The sequence below is a fragment of the Flavonifractor sp. AGMB03687 genome (assembly GCF_017811815.1).
Classification (GTDB): Bacteria; Bacillota; Clostridia; order Oscillospirales; family Oscillospiraceae; genus Flavonifractor.
This window is the reverse complement of record NZ_JADKZI010000006.1, coordinates 48,905-71,019: the sequence shown is the minus strand read 5'-3', so window position 1 is coordinate 71,019 and position 22,115 is coordinate 48,905. Positions and strand designations below refer to the sequence as shown.

Annotated in this window: 21 protein-coding genes and 1 pseudogene; 3 read left to right on the top strand and 19 right to left on the bottom strand. The window is 51.8% G+C overall.

The genetic code is table 11. From position 1 onward, the window contains the following. The first annotated feature begins 321 nt into the window (after positions 1-321). Positions 322-1,416: a tryptophan--tRNA ligase gene (gene trpS, locus J9789_RS12665; RefSeq protein ID WP_209345963.1), complete on the top strand. Its 1,095-nt coding sequence runs from the start codon at positions 322-324 to the stop codon at positions 1,414-1,416. 165 nt (positions 1,417-1,581) lie between these two features. On the opposite strand, the gene J9789_RS12660 is transcribed toward trpS, so the two are convergent. From J9789_RS12660 to J9789_RS12575, 18 genes and pseudogenes are all read right to left on the bottom strand, one after another. Beyond that, positions 1,582-2,481 carry a Bro-N domain-containing protein gene (locus J9789_RS12660; protein ID WP_209345961.1) on the bottom strand — a complete coding sequence of 300 codons (900 nt, stop codon included), beginning with the start codon at positions 2,479-2,481 and terminating at the stop codon, positions 1,582-1,584. Then, positions 2,468-2,948: pseudogene (locus J9789_RS12655) on the bottom strand (low molecular weight protein-tyrosine-phosphatase). Before J9789_RS12655 ends, J9789_RS12660 begins: the two are co-directional and overlap by 14 nt. A 160-nt stretch (positions 2,949-3,108) precedes the next feature. After that, a complete protein-coding gene (locus J9789_RS12650; protein ID WP_209345957.1) occupies positions 3,109-4,308 on the bottom strand; it encodes a site-specific integrase in 1,200 nt (399 codons plus the stop codon). Between the two features lie 104 nt (positions 4,309-4,412). After that, positions 4,413-4,613 (bottom strand): excisionase, encoded by a 201-nt coding sequence (locus J9789_RS12645; RefSeq protein WP_209345955.1) that lies wholly within the window; start codon positions 4,611-4,613, stop codon positions 4,413-4,415. 33 nt (positions 4,614-4,646) lie between these two features. Then, complete coding sequence (locus J9789_RS12640; protein ID WP_209345953.1) at positions 4,647-5,843, bottom strand: Rep family protein; 1,197 nt, start codon at positions 5,841-5,843, stop codon at positions 4,647-4,649. Positions 5,844-5,960: 117 nt separating this feature from the next. Then, positions 5,961-7,370: an FtsK/SpoIIIE domain-containing protein gene (locus tag J9789_RS12635; protein WP_209345951.1), complete on the bottom strand. Its 1,410-nt coding sequence runs from the start codon at positions 7,368-7,370 to the stop codon at positions 5,961-5,963. A 5-nt stretch (positions 7,371-7,375) separates the two neighbouring features. Then, positions 7,376-7,723 (bottom strand): hypothetical protein, encoded by a 348-nt coding sequence (locus J9789_RS12630; RefSeq protein WP_209345949.1) that lies wholly within the window; start codon positions 7,721-7,723, stop codon positions 7,376-7,378. A 348-nt stretch (positions 7,724-8,071) separates the two neighbouring features. Continuing rightward, positions 8,072-9,277, bottom strand: coding sequence for an S-layer homology domain-containing protein (locus J9789_RS12625; RefSeq protein WP_209345947.1), 1,206 nt, complete (start codon positions 9,275-9,277; stop codon positions 8,072-8,074). A gap of 591 nt (positions 9,278-9,868) precedes the next feature. Next, a complete protein-coding gene (locus J9789_RS12620) occupies positions 9,869-10,543 on the bottom strand; it encodes a DUF1016 N-terminal domain-containing protein (protein WP_209345945.1) in 675 nt (224 codons plus the stop codon). Positions 10,544-10,562: 19 nt separating this feature from the next. Beyond that, positions 10,563-11,306 carry a metallophosphoesterase gene (locus J9789_RS12615; RefSeq protein ID WP_209345943.1) on the bottom strand — a complete coding sequence of 248 codons (744 nt, stop codon included), beginning with the start codon at positions 11,304-11,306 and terminating at the stop codon, positions 10,563-10,565. A gap of 13 nt (positions 11,307-11,319) precedes the next feature. After that, a complete protein-coding gene (locus tag J9789_RS12610; protein ID WP_209345941.1) occupies positions 11,320-11,670 on the bottom strand; it encodes a hypothetical protein in 351 nt (116 codons plus the stop codon). A 130-nt stretch (positions 11,671-11,800) separates the two neighbouring features. Continuing rightward, positions 11,801-12,784 carry an alpha/beta hydrolase gene (locus J9789_RS12605; protein ID WP_209345939.1) on the bottom strand — a complete coding sequence of 328 codons (984 nt, stop codon included), beginning with the start codon at positions 12,782-12,784 and terminating at the stop codon, positions 11,801-11,803. Positions 12,785-12,882: 98 nt separating this feature from the next. Then, complete coding sequence (locus tag J9789_RS12600) at positions 12,883-14,658, bottom strand: oleate hydratase (protein WP_209345937.1); 1,776 nt, start codon at positions 14,656-14,658, stop codon at positions 12,883-12,885. A 143-nt stretch (positions 14,659-14,801) separates the two neighbouring features. Continuing rightward, positions 14,802-15,374, bottom strand: coding sequence for a TetR/AcrR family transcriptional regulator (locus tag J9789_RS12595; protein ID WP_209345935.1), 573 nt, complete (start codon positions 15,372-15,374; stop codon positions 14,802-14,804). After that, entirely contained in the window at positions 15,367-16,899 is a 1,533-nt protein-coding gene (locus J9789_RS12590) for an HAD-IC family P-type ATPase (RefSeq protein WP_209345933.1), read from the bottom strand. Before J9789_RS12590 ends, J9789_RS12595 begins: the two co-directional genes overlap by 8 nt. Position 16,900: 1 nt before the next feature. Next, positions 16,901-17,503: a DUF308 domain-containing protein gene (locus J9789_RS12585; RefSeq protein WP_209345931.1), complete on the bottom strand. Its 603-nt coding sequence runs from the start codon at positions 17,501-17,503 to the stop codon at positions 16,901-16,903. A gap of 25 nt (positions 17,504-17,528) precedes the next feature. After that, the gene (locus tag J9789_RS12580; protein ID WP_209345929.1) at positions 17,529-18,122 is read right to left on the bottom strand and encodes a hypothetical protein; all 594 of its coding nucleotides are present in this window, start codon (positions 18,120-18,122) and stop codon (positions 17,529-17,531) included. Further along, on the bottom strand, positions 18,119-19,153 hold the full coding sequence (locus J9789_RS12575) for a lysylphosphatidylglycerol synthase domain-containing protein (RefSeq protein WP_209345927.1): 1,035 nt from the start codon (positions 19,151-19,153) through the stop codon (positions 18,119-18,121). The genes J9789_RS12580 and J9789_RS12575 overlap by 4 nt, the downstream gene beginning before the upstream one ends. 248 nt (positions 19,154-19,401) lie before the next feature. On the opposite strand from J9789_RS12575, the gene J9789_RS12570 reads away from it, so the two are divergent. Together J9789_RS12570 and J9789_RS12565 are read left to right on the top strand one after the other, a co-directional pair. Next, complete coding sequence (locus J9789_RS12570; RefSeq protein WP_087389052.1) at positions 19,402-19,977, top strand: DUF308 domain-containing protein; 576 nt, start codon at positions 19,402-19,404, stop codon at positions 19,975-19,977. A 37-nt stretch (positions 19,978-20,014) separates the two neighbouring features. Next, the gene (locus J9789_RS12565; RefSeq protein ID WP_209345925.1) at positions 20,015-21,415 is read left to right on the top strand and encodes a radical SAM protein; all 1,401 of its coding nucleotides are present in this window, start codon (positions 20,015-20,017) and stop codon (positions 21,413-21,415) included. A gap of 58 nt (positions 21,416-21,473) precedes the next feature. On the opposite strand, the gene J9789_RS12560 is transcribed toward J9789_RS12565, so the two are convergent. Further along, complete coding sequence (locus tag J9789_RS12560) at positions 21,474-22,028, bottom strand: TetR/AcrR family transcriptional regulator (RefSeq protein WP_209345923.1); 555 nt, start codon at positions 22,026-22,028, stop codon at positions 21,474-21,476. Between the last annotated feature and the right edge of the window lie 87 nt (positions 22,029-22,115).

The following is a 22,115-nucleotide window of genomic DNA, read 5'->3' as shown; positions in this document are numbered from 1 at the left end:
CAATCATGCCTTTACAGAGAGCCTGCGATGCTGAGAATCAGGCAAGAAACAAGTTGTCAAATGGACCGCTGAGGGCGCAGTCAAATGGGAGCAAGGTGGCTCACAGAGTATTCTGCGACGTGTAGGTATACGTCAGTTACCGGGGATATGCTGGTATCCCGCTAAGCGCATAAGGGTTATCCTTATGAATCAAGGTGGCACCACGGATAAGATAGTTATTCGCCCTTGACAGAACTGGAAGTCTGTCAAGGGCGTTTTGTTTTCCAGCACGCCTCTGACGAAAGGACTCCCAAATCCACATGAAAAAGAGGAGTGTTTCAGATGCGTAAGATTATTTTGACAGGTGACCGGCCTACCGGCAGACTGCATTTAGGCCACTATGTGGGCTCCCTGAGAAGACGGGTGGCCCTGCAAAATTCCGGCGAATATGAGAAGATTCTCATTATGATCGCCGATGCCCAGGCACTGACGGACAATTTCGATAACCCGGAAAAAGTGCGCCAGAATATCATAGAGGTGGCGCTGGACTACCTGTCGGTGGGCCTGGACCCCAGCATTTCCATCCTGTTTGTCCAGTCCCAGATCTCCGAGCTCACCGAGCTGACCTACTACTATCTGAATCTGGTCAGTGTGGCCCGGCTGTACCGCAACCCCACCGTCAAGGCGGAGATTCAGATGAGGAATTTCGAGGCCAGCATCCCCACTGGCTTCCTGTGCTACCCGGTGAGCCAGGCGGCGGATATCACCGCCTTCAAGGCTACCACCGTGCCGGTGGGGGAGGATCAGCTGCCCATGCTGGAGCAGACCCGGGAAATTGTGCGCAAGTTCAATTCCATCTACCAGGAGACCCTGGTGGAGCCCGATGTGCTGCTGCCCGAGAACAGCGCCTGCATGCGTCTGCCGGGCACCGACGGCAAGGCCAAGATGAGCAAGTCCCTGGGCAACTGCATCTTCCTGGCCGACGACCCGGAGGAGGTGCGCCAGAAGATCATGAATATGTATACCGACCCGCTCCACCTGAAGGTCTCCGATCCCGGCCATGTGGAGGGCAATACGGTCTTTACCTACCTGGATGCCTTCTGTCAGCCCCGGCACTTTGGGGAGTACCTGCCGGAGTACGCCAGCCTGGACGAGCTGAAGGAGCACTACCAGCGGGGCGGCCTGGGGGATGTGAAGATCAAAAAGTTTCTGAACAGCATCATTCAGGAGGAGTTGGCCCCCATTCGGGAGCGGAGAAAGGAATACGAAAAGGATATCGGGGCGGTCTATGACATTCTCAAAGCGGGCTGCAATGCGGCCCGCGCCATTGCCCAGCAGACCCTGAACGAGGTCAAGGCGGCCATGAAGATCAACTACTTTGACGATGAGGCCCTCATTCAGACTCATAAGGAAAAGTACGCAAACGGGACGATTTGAGTCCGAAAGAGAAAGAAAAACCGCATCAGACCCGCACAGGGGTCTGATGCGGTTTTTGTCAAGGGTAGACACTTTAGACATCTAAAGCAATGCCTTGGTTACGATGTTAGTATCCGTATACCCTCATTTTGCTTGAGAAAATTATACCATATGCATGGCACAGTGTCAATTCTTGCTTCTGGGTTCTGTACCATCATCCTGTTCGACGCTCACGCCTTCAATCATATCGGTCACAACCTCATTGAGCTGAGCGGCATTTTGAGAAGTAATGACCGGGACACCGCCGGAGCGAGCTTCAATATCTTTTCTTGCACTACCGGCAACCTCGCCACCCTCTCGGGCGGTTTGCAAATTTTCCTGAAATGTGGACGGCTGACGCTGTTTTGAAAGCTGCGTGGTCGTTGCTTCTGCCAGCATATTCAGCACCAGCTCCAGCGTACTCATATTGTCGCGGAGGTTTTCCTTGGTCAGTCCCTTGAGCTTCTTATATTGCCGTGTGGTCATACCCGACCACGCTCGGGAGATCTCATCAGTCAGGATGGCATATTCCACGCCCTTCTGGACGCCGCGGGCGTCCCATTCATCAGTTAACTCCTTGCGAACCTGAATTGCCTGGAGCCTCTGGTTGATCCACTCGCGGGTATAGCCTTTCCGCTGATAGGTCATCAAAGCCCGTTCAATGGTCAACTCGGGATCAATGGTTTCCTCGATTCGCTCCCGACCCACTTCTGCCAGCCAGAGTTTGAATGGCTCGGCTTTGGGCGAAGGGATGGATTGAATAATGCGGAGAAGCTGCTGGGTGTCAGCCACATCGGTGGCTCGGCGCTTACCATCCGTAGCGCGCAATTTCAACTGCTTACAATTTGTAAGCAGTTCATTTGCGCCTTCTTCTTTGAGCCTATTTTTTAGCACAGCCCAATATGTGCTGGCGTGACGAGTATCTGGCTGATCCGTCAGCACTGCCACCACATCGACGATGGAGAAGTACCATTCTTCTTTTTCCTCGTCCCACGCGGTGCGGATTCGTTTATCCTCAAAAAGCTGGATCTTATCATTTTGCTCCATGACGCTGCGCCTCCGTTTTCTCTATAAATCTAAGCAGCCCTTGGCAGCCTTCCCACACATCCCGCCATGTCTCCTCGAAGTCGTCCGTGTACCACGGGTCGGCTACATCGCCGGGGCGGTCGGTAAAATACAGCAGGAGGTGCATCTTGCCGGCGTAGTCTCCGCCGCAGATGTGGTACATATTGCGGAGGTTCGCCTGATCCATTCCAATCAGGAGGTCGTATTTGTCGTAGTCCTGATTGGTCAGTTGGCGGGCGCTGTGTCCATCGCACCGTATCCCATGCTCGGCCAACTTGCGGCGTGCCGGAGGGTAGACTGGGTGTCCGATCTCCTCGGTGCTGGTGGCAGCGGAGGCAATCTGGAAATCTTTCTCCAGACCCGTTTTCTTCACCATATCCTTCATTACAAACTCCGCCATCGGACTCCTGCATATATTTTCCATGGCACACGAACAGTATTTTAATCACTTGCGAAAACTCCTTGAAAGTATTGATATAACCGGCTTTCTGCCTGTTTTGCATTCTCTTTTTCCGTTGCTTCCTTGGCATATCCTGGCGTAAATTCGCACATCTTTCCTGACAAAAGTAGTAAACGGAGTAGTAAAATGGGGCCTGTTTTGCGGTTTTACTACTCGCCGTTTGCCACCCGCTCCAACTCCTTTTGTGCATCCTCAAAGCTGATATGGGTGTAGGTGTTCAGCGTCACACCAATGTCAGAGTGGCCCATCAAATATTGCAGGGTCTTAGGATTCATGCCGGATTTCGCCATGTTGGAGCAATAAGTGTGGCGACAGACATGGGGAGTTACCTTGGGCATCGGGACTTTGTAGATGCTGTTGTACTTCTGGCAGATGTGCTGGAAATAGTGTTCCCAGTGGAGCGCCACCATGGGCATCCCGTTCTTGTCCAGGTACAGAAAGCCCCATTTGCCACCGATGATAGGCTCCACCTTGGGCTTTTGGCGGTTGGCAATAATCCGCTCAAAACAGGCATATACATCATCCGTCATGGGGATTTTTCTTGTTCCACTGGCGGTCTTGGTGGCCTCGATGATGTATTCCATCTCGCTTGTCCGCTGCAACTGATGGTCAACGGTTATGATACGGTTTACCATGTCCAGGTCGGCCAGGGTTAACCCAACAAACTCGGAAATCCTCAAACCCGTTTTGAACAAGATGTAAATGCCTTCATAGTAGCGGCTGAAATGCTTGTCGTTCTTTACGAACTCCAAAAACGCCCGCTCCTGCTTTCTGGTAATTGCCTCCCGCGTCACACTGTCATTAACAACAACGGTTGCAAGCTGGAACTCAAACGGATTCTTGCGTATCAAATCATCTTCCACAGCCATCTGAAAGGCGGGCCGTACAACGCCCCGGATAGAATGAATACTGCTGTAACTGCGCCCGTCCTTTTGCAGTTGTATCAACCAGCACTTGGCATCGGAGGTCTTGACCCGGTCAATCCTCATGCCGCCGAACTTCTCTTTTTTCAAGATGTTGGTCACGGTTTGATAGCCTGCCTCTGTGTTGGGGCGGACGCCCGTTTTCTGGAGAATGTACTTTTGGACGAGCGCCAAAACCGTCATTTCTCCACCACGAGGAACAATTTGGTCGTCTAAATCCCGCAGAATCTGCTTTGCCTTTTCCCGAAGGGAGAGGCAATCCCGCTTGCCTTCGGGCAATTTATCCGTCTTTTCCAGTTTCCAGCTATAAACAAACCGTTGCTTTCCGGTGGCGTCGGTGTATTTATACGCATATCGTCCGTCTTTGCGTTGGCTCTCTCCGTTGCGAAGTATGCGGTTTCTGTTGTCGCGTCTCTTTTCGCTCATTTTGGTACGCTCCTTTCTGAAATAGGAAAAGAGCCTCGGCACGATACAAAAATATTGTATCATACTTTCGACTCTTTTTCTATGTTTTTCTATTGTTAAGGCAACTAAATCGCCGAAATTTCATTCAAAAATAATTCAAAGCGTTTCCGCTTTATTAGATATTTTACACCGTTTTGAATGACAAAATCTGAATTTAGGTTTTCTGCCACGATCTTGCGAAGTTTCTTTTCGCCAATGCCGAAATACTCGCTTGCCTCGTCAATCGTCAGACAGAACTTGTCTTTAATAGGTACTTGATTTTCCATGGTGGGCCTCTTTCGTCTTGTGCGTGGTTAGAGTTAATCAAACATCTTCTTAAATACTTCCTCTGAGCTAACTGAGGACACGAAATCAGTCTGTTGCAGATAGGGGTTTACACGGCTTTGCAGAACATGATAGCGGCCATCCGTATAGCTGAAAGACACAAGGTCAATCGTACCAGGCTGCACCATGACAGTTGCTGCAACACGCCGGTCAAGCTGAGGAAATCCATCGGGGCCTTGGTCGGCAAGGGATTGTTTACGGGCATAGCCGTCGTGCTTCACAATGGTCGTAAATTGTTCCAGCCAAAATGCATACGGGGAATATGGACTGGTCACGATAATCATATCTGCGGCAATATGCTTATCAAAGTACCGTGAGGGGGCCTTTACTTCCGCACCAAATGGGTCGAAGAGCCGAAGCAAATCCTGATATGCCAGAACTTTCGGTCTCAACTCATCTAAGACGATGACTGGCTCACTGGCATAGTCCTCGAAGATGTCGCGGCTGGAGCCGGACATATAATAGGGCCGCCCCTGCTTTCCCGCAATCTCGCGTGCCAGACGAGTTTTACCAGCGCCCGCCACGCCAAAAAGCCAGATAACGGTTACTTGTTTACCCTGTTCCCGCATTTCCTTCCGCCATGCGTCAGCGCGGTTTCTCAGGACTTTAGACCAGACAGCATCTATCTGTCTTTTGTAATAACCCAGTTGGGAACCGGTCAAACGCTGCTCTACTTCTGATTTTGTAAGGATTCCTGCATACATGGCGTCCAAGAGGTCTTTTGCGGTCATGTCCTGCTGCCGCACTTTTTGAACAGCCTTTGTCTGTATGGTCTGCAAATACGCCGGATAATCAAAATTAGCGATAACCTCGCCGGGGTCATACTGGTGCTTGCCTTCGGCTTGTGCCTGCCGGGTGGAATGTACCAAATAAGCATAGCCATTTTCGTGGTGGCTGTCCCATGCCTCAATGTACTGAGGGGCATCTCCCAAAAGGTGAGCGACAGATGATAAGTGACGGGCATGAGCAAACGACATCATTACATGAACATCGGGTGGTTTGGAGTTTCCTTTTTCGTCGGTCTCTTGGTCGTGTAAGATGAGTGCATATCGCTCCGGGTGTATCTTCTGCTCAATGATAGTCCGCAATGCGGTTAAGTCCTTCATGGGGAGATAGTTCAACTGTTGCGTATACATCATGTGGCGACACTTCGGCGTTTTCTTTGTTGCCATAATTTCACCCCCTTTCTTATGGGATGTTGGCACAATGGAACAAGTTTTGCGGGGGGCTAAACAAGCCCGGCCCCCCGCAGGCAGTCGCTGCCAAGGGCACCGCCCGCCGCCTTTGTGCTACACAGCGGCGGGCGGTGCAGATACCGGATCATTGTTGTAATACTCACTAAGCAACTGCCCTAAAGCCTGATACACAGGAAATTCCATACGAGGAAAATGCACATACGATACAGCGTCATGCACACCATCCGTGGAGGAAAACCAGGCGTCACCGGGGCCATAGACGCGGTCAGGCATGGTATCCAGCTTCGTCTTATCCCACAGCAGCAAAGCTTCCGACCGGGTGGGGCGGAATAGAACCCGCGTACTCATGGCGGAGCGCAGCATGGCCGGAAGCCCGCCCTCCTGGACGGATGCCTCGGCGATACTGATGATAACATAACAGCCAGCACTTGCCCCCATCGTCACAATGCGTTTGATTATATTATCAAAGGTAGCAACGCAATAATCGCTATCCTTAGCCGCTTTTGGAGGAAAAATCGACCTCAGCGCCACATACTCGTCGATAAATAGGAATGACGGGTGCATACCGGCTTCCCACCACTTGACCGCATCGCCGGACTGCTCGGAGAGGTCGTTTAGGGTTCGTTGTCGCTTGATAATAGAGCCAGCAAACCAGCGCAGCGCCGCCAAAATCTCCCTCGCCTCGCCGTCCTCGTCCAGGGTCACCACATGGGGCAGTCGTGACAGTTCGGCTTGCTTGGGGTCGATGACGATAACCTCGCTCCCGTACTCGTCGCGCCCACATTGTAGCGCCTGCAACAGCAAGGCAATAATGCCCGTGGTTTTGCCGCTTCTCGTCTTTCCAGCCACCAGCATGGAGCCGCTGGTTGTCAAGTCAATGTCGGCCCCATCCTGCACCCGTAGGCGCGTTGGGCTGACAGGCTTCATTTCTTCGGCATTGTGAAATGTCAAACTGGGGTCAACCAATACATCCTCCAACCTGAAAACGACCTTGTCATGGGCAACCCCGGCATCCGTCTGGGTAACCGCATAGCGGACAAACCTCCCATTAACAGCGGTGGATATTGCCGATGCAGCGTCGGTGATGGCCTCCACTGTGCAGCTCCGTGCCTCAATGGTCAGCTCATACACACCGCCGCCAATGTCTTTGCAGTTTACGCCCGGCAGCAACTCCCCTTCGCGCAGCCGGAGGGGATTGCCATAGCGTGGATGGCACAGCGCCCGCCGGACTTTGTGCCGGATCTTGGCGCTGTCAGATTGCAAACGATGGACCACCGCCGCCGCGATCAGCCCGGCGACACCGATGCCCAGAGAGACGGCGGCAACTTTTCCCATCCCACGCACCACCGCGCCCAGGATCGGCACATCGGCGACGGAGGCCAGCCCATGGAATCCCAGCGCCAGCACACCGCCCAGCACCAGAGCGGACAGCCCGAGCAACAGAAGATTTACAGCGGGCGGAGCGTAGGCCAGCGGTGCGGCGTCATGGTGATAGGTACGCATAGGGGTTACTCCTTGGCAGCAGCGATGACTTTGACATCATCGGCAGTCAGAGAGAGGCGGTTATGGTATTCACCATAGACAACGCCGACAGGATTGATTAACTCGATGGACGAGCCAATGGGGATGTTCAATCCCAGCTTGCGTACCTTCACAACCATCTGCTCATACTTGTTGCTGATGGTTTCGCCACTACGAGTGGGGTAGACTGTTTGGTCATCCGCAATGACGGTGCTGATTTTCGTCCCGAGGATTTCTTTGGTTTCATATTCGCTCCACGGGGAGACACCAACGACCTCCAGACGCTTTCCGCTCAAGAATCGTGCGGTGTCAAAAAATTTGGATAAACCTTTCACGGCTTATCGCCTCCTTTCGTTGCGTATCATATCACAAGCTTTTTCGCATGTAAAGTTTCGAAAAAATCATTATTCGTCAATATTTCGCAACTTTTTAAGGTTATAAATTGGGCATAAAAAAGCCCAGAAAAAGGCTGATTTATACCACCGCAAAATGGCGATTGGCCAAAGGTACGATTTATCGCATCGTTCAAAAAATTCCTAAAATTTCCATTTTGGAGGTGTGACGATGGTGCACTGGACGGCGAGGTAGTGCAAAGTGGTCTTTGACTGTCGCCAGGGAAAAACTTTGTAAAAAATGACGAAAAAAATACCCGCCCCGGAGACCGGGGCGGGTGATGGAGTGGATTACTTGTTGTAACTGAGGACACCGTCGTAAGTCCAGCCCATGTTGTACAAAATCTGGCTCAACTGACCACGGGTCAGGGGAGCGTTGGGAGCGAAAGTACCCTTGCTATCAACGCCGCCAACCAGTCCCAGATTGTACGCCCAGCAGATGGACTTTTCACACATCGCAGCGACTTCGTCTTTCGTGTAGGAACCAGTCATGAGCAGAACGGTCTTCATTTCCATCCAGTTGGTGTCAATCCACTTGCGGATTTCAGCAGCGTCGGGCAGTTCGTCGATGGAGTTGATATAGTTGATGTTTTTACCTGCTGCAAGATTAGCACGCCAACAGTCGTAAACACCTCTCTGCATACTGCCAATGCTGGTAACTCCATTGCTGGCTACGCGGGAAAGAAGATTGCCGCAGTCTTTCGCCAACTGAGTTTCATAGGCGGTCAGAACGAAAGTTCCGTTATTTGTCAGTGCTCGTCCAGTGAACCAGATGGCTGCATAAGCACGGGAAGCGACTTCCTGATTACCGTTGGGATAGGGAGTCTGACCGAGCATGCGGGTGTAAATGATGTGAACCTGCTCTTTGGTGAGCGTATCATTCGGCCCAAACTTACCGTTGCCGTAGCCTGCGAGCAGACCGCCCTCGGTTAGAGTCATGACGGGATGATAGCACCACATGGTAGTGGGAACATCAGTGTAGGAATTGCTGTAATTGGCGGACGGAGTGCCGGGTACATAGACATTCTTAACTTCGCTCCACTCTTCCTTGACGCCGTTTACACTGCCGGAACTTCCGGAGTTGTTGTTGGAACCAGTGTCCTTGCCGATAGTGATAGACTTGCCATCAGTGGTATCTAAGTGACCGAGCAATTCATAGCCGAACTCGGACATACCGGCGGACTTATAATACTTGTAGATGTCTACTTTCAGACCCGCAGGGATAGTGATGCCGATGCAGTTGGGGCTGCTGCCTGTAAGAGTATAGGTGGAACTGGATACTTTCAGAAGAACCGTTCCGCTGGACGGCCAATCGAACTTGTTGTTCTTCACATCGCTAATCCAACTGACAGCGTCATAGACGGTCTCGTCAAAGTCGGCCCACTTGCCGCTTTCGCCGTTGAGCGCACCGGTATCGGTGGCATAAGCTGCGGGAATGGCGCTGACCAGCAACACAGCGGCCAGTAGGACGCCAAGAAAACACCTATATCTTTTCATGGGTAATTCTCTCCTTTTATAAAAAATAGATTTGTGCGCTGATTGTCTCCCAGCAGAGCAGCCCGTGGGGGTGGGACAGTCCCGACCCCCGTGGGCAGTTGCATCTGCGGGGCGAACAAAAAGGCCGTGCAGGTATGTAAATTCCCTGCACAGCCCTATCAATCAGCACACAAACCCATTACGGAGAGATTTTCCCTTGTAAAACGAGGGCGTTCCCTTTATAATGAAATCGGCGCAAGTTATCTTGCTGTGTGGGAGGTCACGTCTCCTGCATAGGGACGTGGGGAGGTGCGAACTCTCCACGTCCTGCCCTTATTATTCGCCTTGTTTGTATTGTACTGCAATCTGTGACGGCACGCAAGCGGTTTTTTCGGACTTTTCTAGCCCGAGGCCGCTTTTTTGTTGTTCAGAGGGTGGCCGTGTTGCTGGAACGGTAACTGGGTGGCCCGCCACGAACAGAACCGGGGTACTGGTCCGGAGTCTGGCATAAGGCGGGGAATAAGGTTTGGTACGCTTTTCGCAATTCTCCGAATTGCTGGCGCTCTCACGCCCTGCGGGGCGTAGGTTTATGTATCGTGTCGAGGCTCAAACTCAAGTAGTAAATTGGTAGTAAATCGGGCTGTTACCTGCTCTCAAGCCGCGAAATATCGTCATTTCGGGAGTTACGGTGAAATCCTCCCGTGGCAGATAAAAAGCACTTTCGTCATTCTGGGATACCCTCGTTTCCTGTTCGCCGTTACAGTCATTATACCATGTTTGGGGAAATTGGTCGAGAGGAACTTCCAGATGAGCGCCGCAGTCGATTTGCCGCTGCAATTCAGACTTTGACCAGCTATGTTCGATGCAGACTTGAAGATACCATGCCCGTTCTTCCATAGAAAGGGCGGCTTCCATGATTACAACATTCTGCGTCCAGTTCAGGTGCAGCGCCTGCTCCATAAGTTGTGGAGTGCTCTCATACAGCCTGTAAAAGTCCCGCATCCGGCGCACATTGCGGGGAGAGAAGCCGGATGCTTCAGGGTAGCGGCGCTTTAAATACTCCGCCGCAGCCACAGCCGCGCCTTTTTCCGGTCTGTCGCTGACCAGTCGGCCTATCTCGCAGTACAGCTTCATCTGCGGCAGTTCTGCCGTCACCAGCGTGTCCAGCGCCACGAACATGGCGCTGTAATCTACGGGCTTCCTGATATTCATCCGTTTCTCCTTTCCGGCGCTGTGCGCCTGATATTGCAGCAGCACAAAGATAAATGCGGGCAACCATTCCCGCACTTATCTCTGTACTGCTTTTTCAAATGACCTGTACCATCTGCTCCCACAGGAGGATGTGCTTTTCATCGACTGCTCTGTTGTCGTGGTAATGCCCGAACAGCCAGTAGTGATAATCCGCTTTTGTTTTGACCTTCTCCAGAAAATCGGTGAGGGAATCTGGGGTGAAGTCCGGGTTCAGCTTCTGCTGGACGCTGGTGGGTGCGCAGTGGGTGATGATGTAATCTGCCTCATATCCTACACGCTCCAGATTGCGGACGGCTTCCGCATACTCATCTTCGCTCAGCATTTCCTGCTCCCACCAGGAGACTCCCTTGACACGGAACACCTGCCGGGTACGGCGTTTCAGCCAGTAGTCCTCCTCGAAGGTAGGACTTGCAGGGTCAAGAATGCCGTCCCAGATATCATGAGAGGCGGCGCCGCCTATGGTGAAGAAGGTGTATCCCTCAATTTCAAAGACCTGCCCCCGCATCAGGTGAAGGATATGGGGACGGATCTCATGGACCTTACCGCCGTGCCATTTCTGAATGGGCAGAGCGTTCAGCCTGTCGAAGTTCTCATGGTTGCCGTCTACGAACAGTGTGGTAAAGGGCTTGTCCTCCAGCCAGTCCAGCCAATACCGCTCGTTGGGGGTATCCGCCCAGACGCCGCCGAAGTCGCCGCAGATAATGACATGGTCGCTGCGGCTCATCTCCTTCTGCTCCGGGAAGTGCTTTGTCCCAAACCGCTGGAAGTTGCCGTGGGTATCTCCGGTTGCGAAAATCATGGAATTTGCTCCTTCACATGGTCATAGTCATTTGTCCCTCTGTCTGCTCTGTGGGCTTATGCTTTTGCTCCCCCAACTCTTGGGCCGTTGCGGTCCGTACACCCTCGCCTTGGCGTGTATGGGCTGTGATCAGCCGGCCTTCCGCTATGAGCTGCTCCATCACTTCGCTGACGAAGCGGTTGGCAAGGCTGTTCGTATTTTGCTTGTCACACAGGCGGTGTACTGAAAACCGGTACGCAACACTACCAGCGACAGGGCCGGTCTTAAACAAGTTCCGCCGCTTGGTTCTGCACATAGCCAGAAGGCTTGAGACAATTTCCTCCCGCTTGGATTCCAGAAGCTCTAAATATTCGTCGTCGCTCATATCCAGATACTCCTCATAGCGGTCGGTAGCATACTATATGAATTCTAACTTTTTCCTTTATCCCTTGGAGCTATTTAGGATATCCCACCGACCTATTTGCTGTTCACGCCCATTTCAACGATAAAGCTGCTCAGTCAAAATCGGCCCAGAAATCTTTGATTGCATTTTCATATCGTTCCTTCTCTACCAAGTAACTCACTCCATGTCCCGCCCCTGGAACGATTAACAACCGCTTGGGGGCTGCACAAGCAATATAATTTTGATAGGTCATGTCCACAGGGACAAATTGATCCTGCGCCCCATGGATAAACAAAATTGGAACAGAGTTTGTCTTTAGTGCGTCAAGAGTTGAGTAGTCAAAACCCTTGACCTGGTTCTTTTGCTCATAGATACCAGCCATGATTTTTCGACGAAGGTGATAGGGCAGATGGAGATTTTCGTTGGAAATGTGTCTCCCAATCTCATCAGGAGAGGTATAGGCACAGTCAGCCACAATTCCATGAACGTTCCGTGGAAGATCCAACCCCGCTGCCATTAAAACAGTAGTCGCACCCATGGATACTCCACTTAAATAGATTGGGAGGTCAAGTGCCCGCTCATCTGTTGCCCAGCGAATCCATTGCAGGCAGTCAAATCGTTCTGTGACACCCAGCCCCATGTAGTCGCCTCCGCTGCTGTTCTGCCCCCGTTGCTCCGCAAAAAGAACACAGCAGTGATTGTCATGCAGAAAATCCGCAATCAGCCCACAACCCATATCCCAGGAAGAACGCCAGCCGTGCATGGCGATCACAACCCGTTTGGGGTTTTCACATGGGTACCAATGACCTACAAGCTCAATTCCATCATGGGCTCGGGTTTCAACGGTTTCCAGATTTTTCTCCCGTAATCTTTGGGCTGCCTCTTTCTGCCGGGTTAGAATCTCCTCATCTGCAAGGGAGCCAGCAATTAGCTGACTCATTGCTCCTGAAATCACGGGGGCAACTTTAGGCGCTTCTCGGTCAAGAGCCGTTTTTGCAAGGAGCCTTGTGACTGCATAGGCGGTTGCCCCCGCTACAGCAGAAGCGGATAACAGCACATAAGAGGAAACCCGCATTTTTTCCCTGTCCATATCCATTGCTATACTCCTTTTAAATGATTCTTGTCATCCCTTTTCTGAAAATGGCGCCGGATCCCAATCGGTTTCCGGCGCCATTCTCATTTTTTGAAGGCGTTTTAGATTACATGATACTCCTTCAGCAGCTTTTCCACATCGGTGCCTTCGATCTTCTCCAGCACCTTTTTCACCGCCATCCGCTCCTTGAAGCCCAGGTCCATCTCGGTGAGAGGTCTGCCGTCCCGGAGGCTGATGGAGGCTTTCAGCAGATCCCGGATGTCATAGAGGCTGCCCCAGACCTCGGGCACGCCTCGATCCACGTTGAAGAGGGTGTAGACAGCCACCATAGCGGTACGCATGGAATATTCAGTGGTAAACACGGTATCCCGCTCCACTTCGGCAAACTGGCCCAGGAAGGCAAAGTTCACCGCTCCTTCAGGCACCACCTGGGGCCGGTCGCCCTTGGCGCGGGGCATGAAGTAGGCGCTGGCGAAGGGCATCATGGTGGGCACCGTGTTGGCGCTGTGGGTGGCCAACTCCTCGATCTGATCCTCGGGCACCCCGATGTGGTAGAGCCACTCCATGCAGATCTCCTTGCCGGTGCAGTCCTTCATAGGCTTCTTCACAAAGTCGCCCTCCGCGTTGGGGAACAGACCGTAGAGCCACACCAGGCACTGATCCTTGGGCTGGGAGTGGAACTGGGGCTGGCGGTTGATAGTCCAGCTCAAAAGCCACCCAGAGTCCTGAGCTGTTACAATGCCGCCGGTGACCACATTGCCGGACAGGGGATCCCGCTTGCAGATATTTTTGATGTAGGGCAGAATCTTCTCGTCCAGAGTGTTGACGGTCACGCCCATCCACTTGCACTCCTCGGGGTCGCCACAGAACTTGTCGGGATGGCCGAAGGAGGGATCCTGGGCTGCGATCTTCCGCCACAGGTCGAAGGAGCCGCCGGGCTGGGGGGCAGGAATGTACTCGCAGGGCTTATCCTGACCGCCGATGGTGGAATTCTCCACGTTGCTGCCGTTGGTGATAAAGAGGTAATCATCCTCGGTCAGATCCAGGAATTCCTGATTACCGTCATGGAGCAGCTCCACCCGCTTGGCCACCTTCCGTCCGTCCCGAATATCGAAGCGCACATCCATCACCTGGGTGTTGAAGTGGAACTGGGCGCCGTGGTCCTCCAGGTATTTCACCATGGGCAGGATCATGGACTCATACTGGTTGTACTTGGTGAAACGGAGGGCCCGCAGGTCGGGGAGCCCGTCGATATGGTGGATGAAGCGCTGCATGTAGAGCTTCATCTCCAGGGCGCTGTTGCAGTTGTAGAAGGCAAACATGGTGCGCCAGTAGGTCCAGAAGTTGGAGTTGAACACCTCGTCATCAAAGATGTCGGTGATCCGTTTGTCCTCCAGCTCCTCATTGGGGGTAAAGAACAGCCGCATCAGTTCCATGGCCCCCTTGTCAGAGATGCCAAACTTCCCGTCCGTGTGGGCGTCCTGGCCCCGGTTCTCGGTGACCCGGCACAGGGAGTAGTTGGGATCCTTTTTGTTCAGCCAGTAATACTCGTCCAGAACGCTGACCCCCTCGGTCTCAATGGAGGGGATAGAGCGGAACAGATCCCACATGACCTCGAAGTGGTTGTCCATCTCCCGGCCACCCCGCATGACATAGCCGATCTCGGGGTACTTCCACCCATCACAGGCACCGCCGGCCACCGGGTCACGGTCAAAGAAGTGGATGTTCTTGCCGGGCATCTGGGCGTCCCGCACCAGGAAGCAGCCGGCGGACAGGGCCGCCAGGCCGGTGCCGATGAAGTAGGCCGACTTGTGATCCACACCCTCCGGCTTCAGGGGACGGGCAAAAGCTTCATAGTTACCGCTGGAATAATACATAAATTATACCTCCTATTATTGTTTTAGGGCCTCTTGACATAACCAATGGTAACGCAGTTTTATCCCCCGCTCAATCAGCAACCTGAACGCTTTGATAAAAAATCCGTCATAAGAGGAAAAATGTCTGTTTTTTTATCAAAAGGTCATGGGTGATGGTTTTTATCTGTCCGCACCTGCTCCAAAGCGTTGGTGATACTGCCGTGGATCACAGTAGAAAACCGGGCCACAAGCTCTTTGGGGTCACTTTTCATGTCGTTCCGGATCCAATCCAGCATCAAACCTACAAAGGCGTACTTCCAGACGTGAGCAATGAATTCTTTATCATCCTGCCGCACCGCCATAACCGCCGATTTTTCTTCCACTACGCCGATGACCAGATCATATGTGACCTTGTATAGATAGTTCTCTACCTGCTCCCGGCTCACCGAGTGATACACATTCATAATAAAGGGCTTGTTCTCTGCCACCGCCTGGAAAATCTGGTAAAACCCTTCCTGCCAGGTCTCATAGGTCTTTTTTCCGTTCAATGCCCGTCTGGCATCCTCCTCACAGGACCATTCCACCAAATCATAGATATCCTTGAAGTGATAGTAAAAGGTCATGCGGTTGACCTCACAGTCTTCGGTAATGTCGCTGATGGTGATTTTATTCAATGGCTTTTGGAGCAACAATCGTTTCAGTGATTCCTCCATTGCCTGTTTAGTCGTTTTATGCATGAGGATTCTCCTTCCTATCGCTCCCATTGATTACTCGCTTTCCACCCGGCATGCAGGACTCCAACCATAAAAAAGCCCGTTGTAAAGTGTGGTCAATGGGAAAGGACAGCAATAGCAGTGCGGACAATATAAGGGCGCAACCATAGTTCAGAGGGACAATGTGGAACCACTCCGGGATAAGGAAGACCGCCGCTAAAAACAGCGCTCCCATGGCGCCGAACAGGATCCCATGCCAGGCGGTCATGGGCTTACAGACCCGAAACAGCATGAGGTAGGCCGCAATCGCATAGAGGAAAAAGGCCACCGTGGAAGCGAGTTCGGTGGGGATTTGGAACGCATCGGCAAAGAGCAGGGACCACTCCACCAGGATCACCGAGGTGAGGGCGGCGGGCAGGGCGCGAAAGAGGACGTTGCGCAGGAATTTACCGTGAACCAGATCCGTGTTGGGCTCCAGCGCCAGGAAGAACGAGGGGATCCCGATCATCATCACAGAGGCCAAAGAGATCTGTGCCGGTTTCAGTGGATATAGCGGGATGATTTTTCTTACTTCCATCTGAGGCTGCGTAATGGTACCGGTTTTGTCTACGCATATCACATCCACCCGCGCCAAGGTTTCAATACACTTCATGTCATGGACCAGAGTGTTCTGTTTGGCAAGACGGATGGTACTGGCCATGAGGGCCACGCTGGTGAGCAGATACAGCCCTTCCGGGATCATGCCGATAATGGCGGCGGCAGTATTTTCCACGCTGACCCGCTCGGTGAGGCCAATTACATGATACTGGTTCCAAAACATCATAGCGGCAAAAGGAATAATGATGACTCCGATGATCTGTATAAGACAGGTGAGAGAGCGCATCATTCCCGGCTGCTGCCTTTTTTTAATCTGCTTGGCCCCTACAGAGAGTTGAGCTGCAAAGGAGTCATCTCCCACCTTGTCCAGCCGAACATAGGCTTTCCCTGACACAACAAAGCTACCTGATAAAAGGGTATCTCCGACCGCTTTCTTGATCTCATCCGCTTCGCCAGTGACCAGCGACTCATTGACCGTAAGTTCTCCATCGCAGACCACGCAGTCGGCACAGACCTGATTGCCCGCTGTCAAAAGTACAATGTCGTCCAACACCAGTTCCTCGCTTGGAAGCCGGATTTCCTTTCCGTCTCGAATGACAATACTCTCCGGGGCTGCTACCAGTTGGAGCTTGTCCAATACTCGTTTGGCTTTCAGTTCCTGCACAATGCCTACAATCGTGTTGGCAAATACGACGCCAAGGAAAGTCAGATTGTTGTATGAACCCTCATAGACCAAGACCCCTGCCAGAAGAAAGAAAATAAGGTTAAAGTAAGTAAACAGATTGGAGCAAACGATTTGCCCAGCGGTTTTGGATGCTTTATCGCTGGTTACATTGATAAGTCCAGCTTCGGTATTCCCCTGAACCTGCCGTGAGGTGAGGCCATGCTCCACGGAAGGATTATAACGGGCAATATTGGGGTATGGGATGTTAATCGGGTTCTTTTTCCTCATGTTACTCCACGCGTCTCCATTCTACGTCAATTACTTCAGACTGGCTCTCAGCCTTTGGTCCTTCACTTATTTTTATGGCTTTTGTAAGGCGGGACACATCATAAAGTCCCTGTATGCCGTTGACCATAAGGGACACTCCCATAAAGGTCATCAGCGCCGCAGTTCCGTGGAAGGGATCTGCAAAGAGAAAAATGGATAGCACAAGCCCTACTATGCCAAGAGCCAAAGAAGTTCCCCAGGCTCCCATCTTGTATTTGGAGATATTTAGGGCAAGTTGAATGTTGAATATACTACCCGCAAGAACATACAATCCTGCTGCAAACGGGAGGAACGAAGAGCCGATAAACGGTGGCAGGAGAACAACTCCAATCAAAATATCGCAAATGCCCAAAACGAGGTCGAGGCGGAAAAAAAGCCCCGCAAAACCGAGCTGGAAGTACCTTGCGATTTCATGAATCCCCACTCCCACGATGAGCAGGCCCAATATCCAGCACAAGGCTGTAGCAGAAACTTGAGGCCAGATCATCATAACAGTGCCGAGAACCAACGAGCAGCAGCTTACACCGATCAACCATTTACGAACATACATCCATTTTGCACTCATTTTTCTTCCTCTTTTCTTATATATTTCACTCATGTGTAAAGGAAATCTCGCTTAGTACGGCTTGCCCCGCATATAGGCACTCTGCTTTGAGGGCCTTACGCTCCAGGAGCCAGCAATCTACAGCCTCCCAAAGAGCAAATGTTCCCATAATGCTTAAAAATTCCATGAATATGGGTTTCAGATTGGATAGCTCCAGCGCAAAATACAAGGTCAGGAAGGCAATTCCACAGAGAGCTAATCCAAGCATCTTCAGAGAGTTGATCCGCAAATCTGCTTCTTTGTCCCGGAAAATAAAGGCATAGTGTTCTGTGAGCATGGCTGCGATTTCCGTTTCTGAAACATCTTCGGGCAGTTTCCCGTGAAAACAAATTCGGATGTCATAGAGCGTGGGAATTGCATAGAGTTTGCGGTCAATATAGTCATAGATATCTGCCCTGAGATCCCGCTGCCGGCCAACGGAAAGCGGATCAAGCAGTTCCATGCCTTCATACAAGGAAACGTCAATCTGAGCCTTTCCGTCTGGGCACAAGTATTCTGCCGCAATGGCTTCACTGGAAGATGGAAGAGATGCGTCCAGATGATGCACTTTTTTTAAAAAAGTTTGACCTTTTCCCATCATTTGCGCCTCCTATTTTCAGCCTGCTGCTTTTTCTTTTGCTGAACCAAGCAGTGGAAGGAAACGAAAAAAAGAATGCTGACCAGAAAGGGGAAAAAGTAGCTTGCCATTCGGTACAGGATCATGGCGGAGGCAGCGCTGGCCCTTCCCAGATAGGGAGAATAGAGCAATGTAAAGGCAAACTCTGCTGGTCCAACGCCTCCCACATTGGGGATCGCGCCGGCAATCAGAACCATAACTGCAGAGAGAAGCTGTACCTGCCCAAATGAAAGCTGTTCAAGCCCCAGCAGGGAAACACCATAATAGGAAACCGTATAAAGCAGACAATACTTTCCCGCATATAGCAGCATTACGGCGCCGCAGCGGCCTCGGTCGGTCAGCAGGACTTTGGATTGGGTACGGAGTACCTCTATATTTTTACTCCATTCGGATTTCCGCTTGGCCCATTTTCCCGTATCGGGTAGTTTGCCAATACACCATAGCGCCAGCTTTTGTACTTTTTCCCAAGTACAAAGGAGAATCAGCGCCAGGATGATCAAGCCGCAGACGATATATCCAAGCAGAATATAACGGGAAAGGTTTAGGTTAGAGGCGTGTAGCCATCCGCCCTGAAATATCAGCATGACTGTGGCGTAAATCAATATGGTAAGTTTCTGTAGTGCGTAGCACAGCGTCATCATTCCAACGCCGGCACCTGGCAAGAGGCCATAGAGGGAGAAATACCAACTTTGCAGGGGGATAGAGCCCGCTCCCATGGTGGCCACATTTCCGAAAATCCCAAGAAAGGATGCGGTGAGCGTCTGCCAAAGGGTCACATTTGGCATTTGAGGTCGCAGGGCAACCCATAGTGCAATGGCCTCCAAAAGTGGGCAGGAGAGCCCCAGGAGCAGCAGTCTCAGAAGGCTGAGAGTTGGAACAGTATGAAGGCACTGAAGAATCTCCCTGCTCTGACCGTGAAACAAAAGCATCAAAACCAGCGTAAGGGCAGCAAGGGTGATCACGCTGGAAATTACTGGCTTTCTGCGATTTTCCATTGTGGCATCCCCTTTAGAAATAAGAAAAAATAAGCTTTTGTGTTTTCTATTCTGGCAGGATTTTTTATATCTGTTAATAGGCAAATGAGGCCGAATGCCAAAGCTTTGTGCATTCGACCTCATTTGCCCGTTGTTGACAAAATCCGCATAGAGTATGATTTGACCATCGGCAGGGGAACCTTTCCAAACAGCCAAGAACAAAAATATATTTGCTCAATAGACCCTTATTGACAGATTGGAAGTGAAATATGAAAAAACTACAATTTGCTCGCAGCGGATACATCCTTATTTCCTTTGTTTTTTATGTTGCCGCTGTGATCTATCTCATTTTCCCTGACCTTCCACCATTAGCTTTGAGCTGTTTCAGCGGAGTTATTCTGATCCTCTACGGCATTATCAAGCTGGTGGGATTTTTCTCTGAGGATCTATACTGCCTGGCGTTTCGTTATGACTTGGCATGGGGACTTCTCCTTATGGTGGTCGGGGTGCTGTTGCTGGTGAAGAACGTCTCTGTCGCACAGTATCTCACACCGGGGCTTGGCTGGATCGCACTGCTGGATAGTTTGTTCCACATTCAAATGGCCAAGGAAGCACGGGATTTTGGCATAAAAGAATGGAAATTGGTGTTGGGTCTTTCCATCGCCGCTGGGGTCCTCAGCGTACTTCTGATCATCCGCGGTTTCCCCAGCCCGCAGGCCACCCATATCCTTGCCTGCATCGTTCTGCTGGCCTGCGGCGCGATCAACCACTGTATCGTCAAGCTGATGGTCTACTTCCCCCACCGCTCTGCCGCAAGTAAAACGGATACAGAAGAATTCATCTGAAAGAGCACAAAAAATATATGAAAGAGGGACACAAATCATGGGATTCAAGACTACACTGCAAAAAGTTGGGGTAGACAAGCTCATCGAGTACGCCTACAAGGACCCGGAGACAAGCCTGCCCAAGATCATGGACTGGGCGGACAAGTTCTCCGGCGGGGAATTTCCCTCCCAGCGGAAGGCCATCCGGGAGGCCATTGAGAACAAGGATCACCCCTATCACGAGTTCATTCTCCACATGCTCCGGGACACCGACCCCAACGTGATGAAGACCCTCATCACCAACTTTTTCATCAACGCCAACCTGATCGGCTGGCCCAAGCAGGAGAAGCTGCGCAAGGAGTACGGCTGCAACATCCCCTGGGCCATCCTGCTGGACCCCACCTCGGCCTGCAACCTCCACTGCACCGGCTGCTGGGCCGCCGAGTACGGCAACAAGCTGAACCTGACCTTTGACGAGATCGACTCCATCATCACCCAGGGCAAGGAACTGGGTATCTATATGTACATCTACACCGGCGGGGAACCCATGGTCCGGAAAGCCGATCTGATTAAGATCTGTGAGAAGCACGATGACTGCGTGTTCCTCACCTTCACCAACGGCACCCTCATCGACGAGGCCTTCGCCGACGAGATGCTCCGGGTGGGCAATTTCATTCCCGCCATCTCTTTGGAGGGAGACCAGGGTGACACTGACTCCCGCCGGGGCGACGGGGTCTACCAGAAGGTGCAGAACGCTATGAAGATCATGCGGGAGCGGCGGCTGCCCTACGGCATCTCCTCCTGCTACACCAGCGTGAACTACAAATCCATCACCTCGGACGAGTACTACCAGAGCCTGATCGACATGGGAGCCTTCTTCATCTGGTATTTCCACTATATGCCCGTGGGCAACGACGCCGCTCCCGAGTTGCTTCCTAACCCGGAGCAGCGGGAGTGGGTCTACCACCGCATCCGTAAGCTCCGGGCCGAGAAGCCCCTCTTCGCCATGGACTTCCAGCACGACGCCGAGTATGTGGGCGGGTGCATTGCCGGCGGGAAGCGGTATCTCCACATCAATGCCAACGGCGATGTGGACCCCTGTGTGTTCATCCACTACTCCAACGCCAACATTCGTGAGATGAGCCTGCTGGACGCTCTCCGCAGCCCCATTTTCATGGCCTATCACGACAATATGCCCTTCAACGACAATATGCTCCGGCCCTGCCCCATGCTGGAGAACCCGGAGTTCCTGCGGAAGATGGTGGCCGAGACTGGCGCCCACTCCACCGACCCCATGAGCCCCGAGAGCGTGGAACACCTGTGCGCCAAGTGCGACCAGTACGCCGCGCACTGGAAGGGCAAGGCGGACGAACTTTGGCAGGCCGAGTGCGCCCAGCGACCCGAGCTGGCCGACATTGCTGACCGGGAGCGGAAAAACACCAGAGGCGAAGAGAAATAATGGCGCTGACACAAAAGTGGGAGGGTGCCAGGGGCACCCTCCCACTTTTGAACCTGTTTCATTGTTTGATCTGGGATTTTTCAATGGCGTTACGGGTAGAGCCCTCCATCAGCTTGCACAGCCGCTCCACCATCGCATTCATGTCATAACTCATTCCGGACTCCAGCCAGTCCAGGAGCCCACCGACCAAAGCACCTTTATAATACCGAATCAGGACGTCCAAATCTTCTTCTGGAATAGGAACTCCCTCTGTTGCCTGCTTCATACACCTTTCAACTATATGAGTTGTTATTTTATCTAATGTAGGCAAAAACTGCTCTCTGGGGTAATAACGGTAAATATGAAGTACAGACGTTTTTCTCTGCTTAAAATAGTTGACCACTCGCTCCAACTCTGTTGCCGGATCCGGCTGGTCAAAGGAATCTAACAGTTGATTGACCATCGTAGTCAGATGGTACTCCACAAGCTCCGGGATTCCATCAAAGTAGTAGTAAAATGTATTTCGGTTGATCTCACACCGCTCAACAATAGTTTTTACCGTAATCTTATTGATGGGGGTCTCCTCCAGAATTTCTTGAAAAGCCTCAATGATTGCTTTTTTTGTCCGTTCCATGGAAACCCTCCTTTCCCCTCAAGGTCATATTCCAGCCACTCACCCATGCTATAGATGATAAAAATATACAGTTTAATTATACAGTCT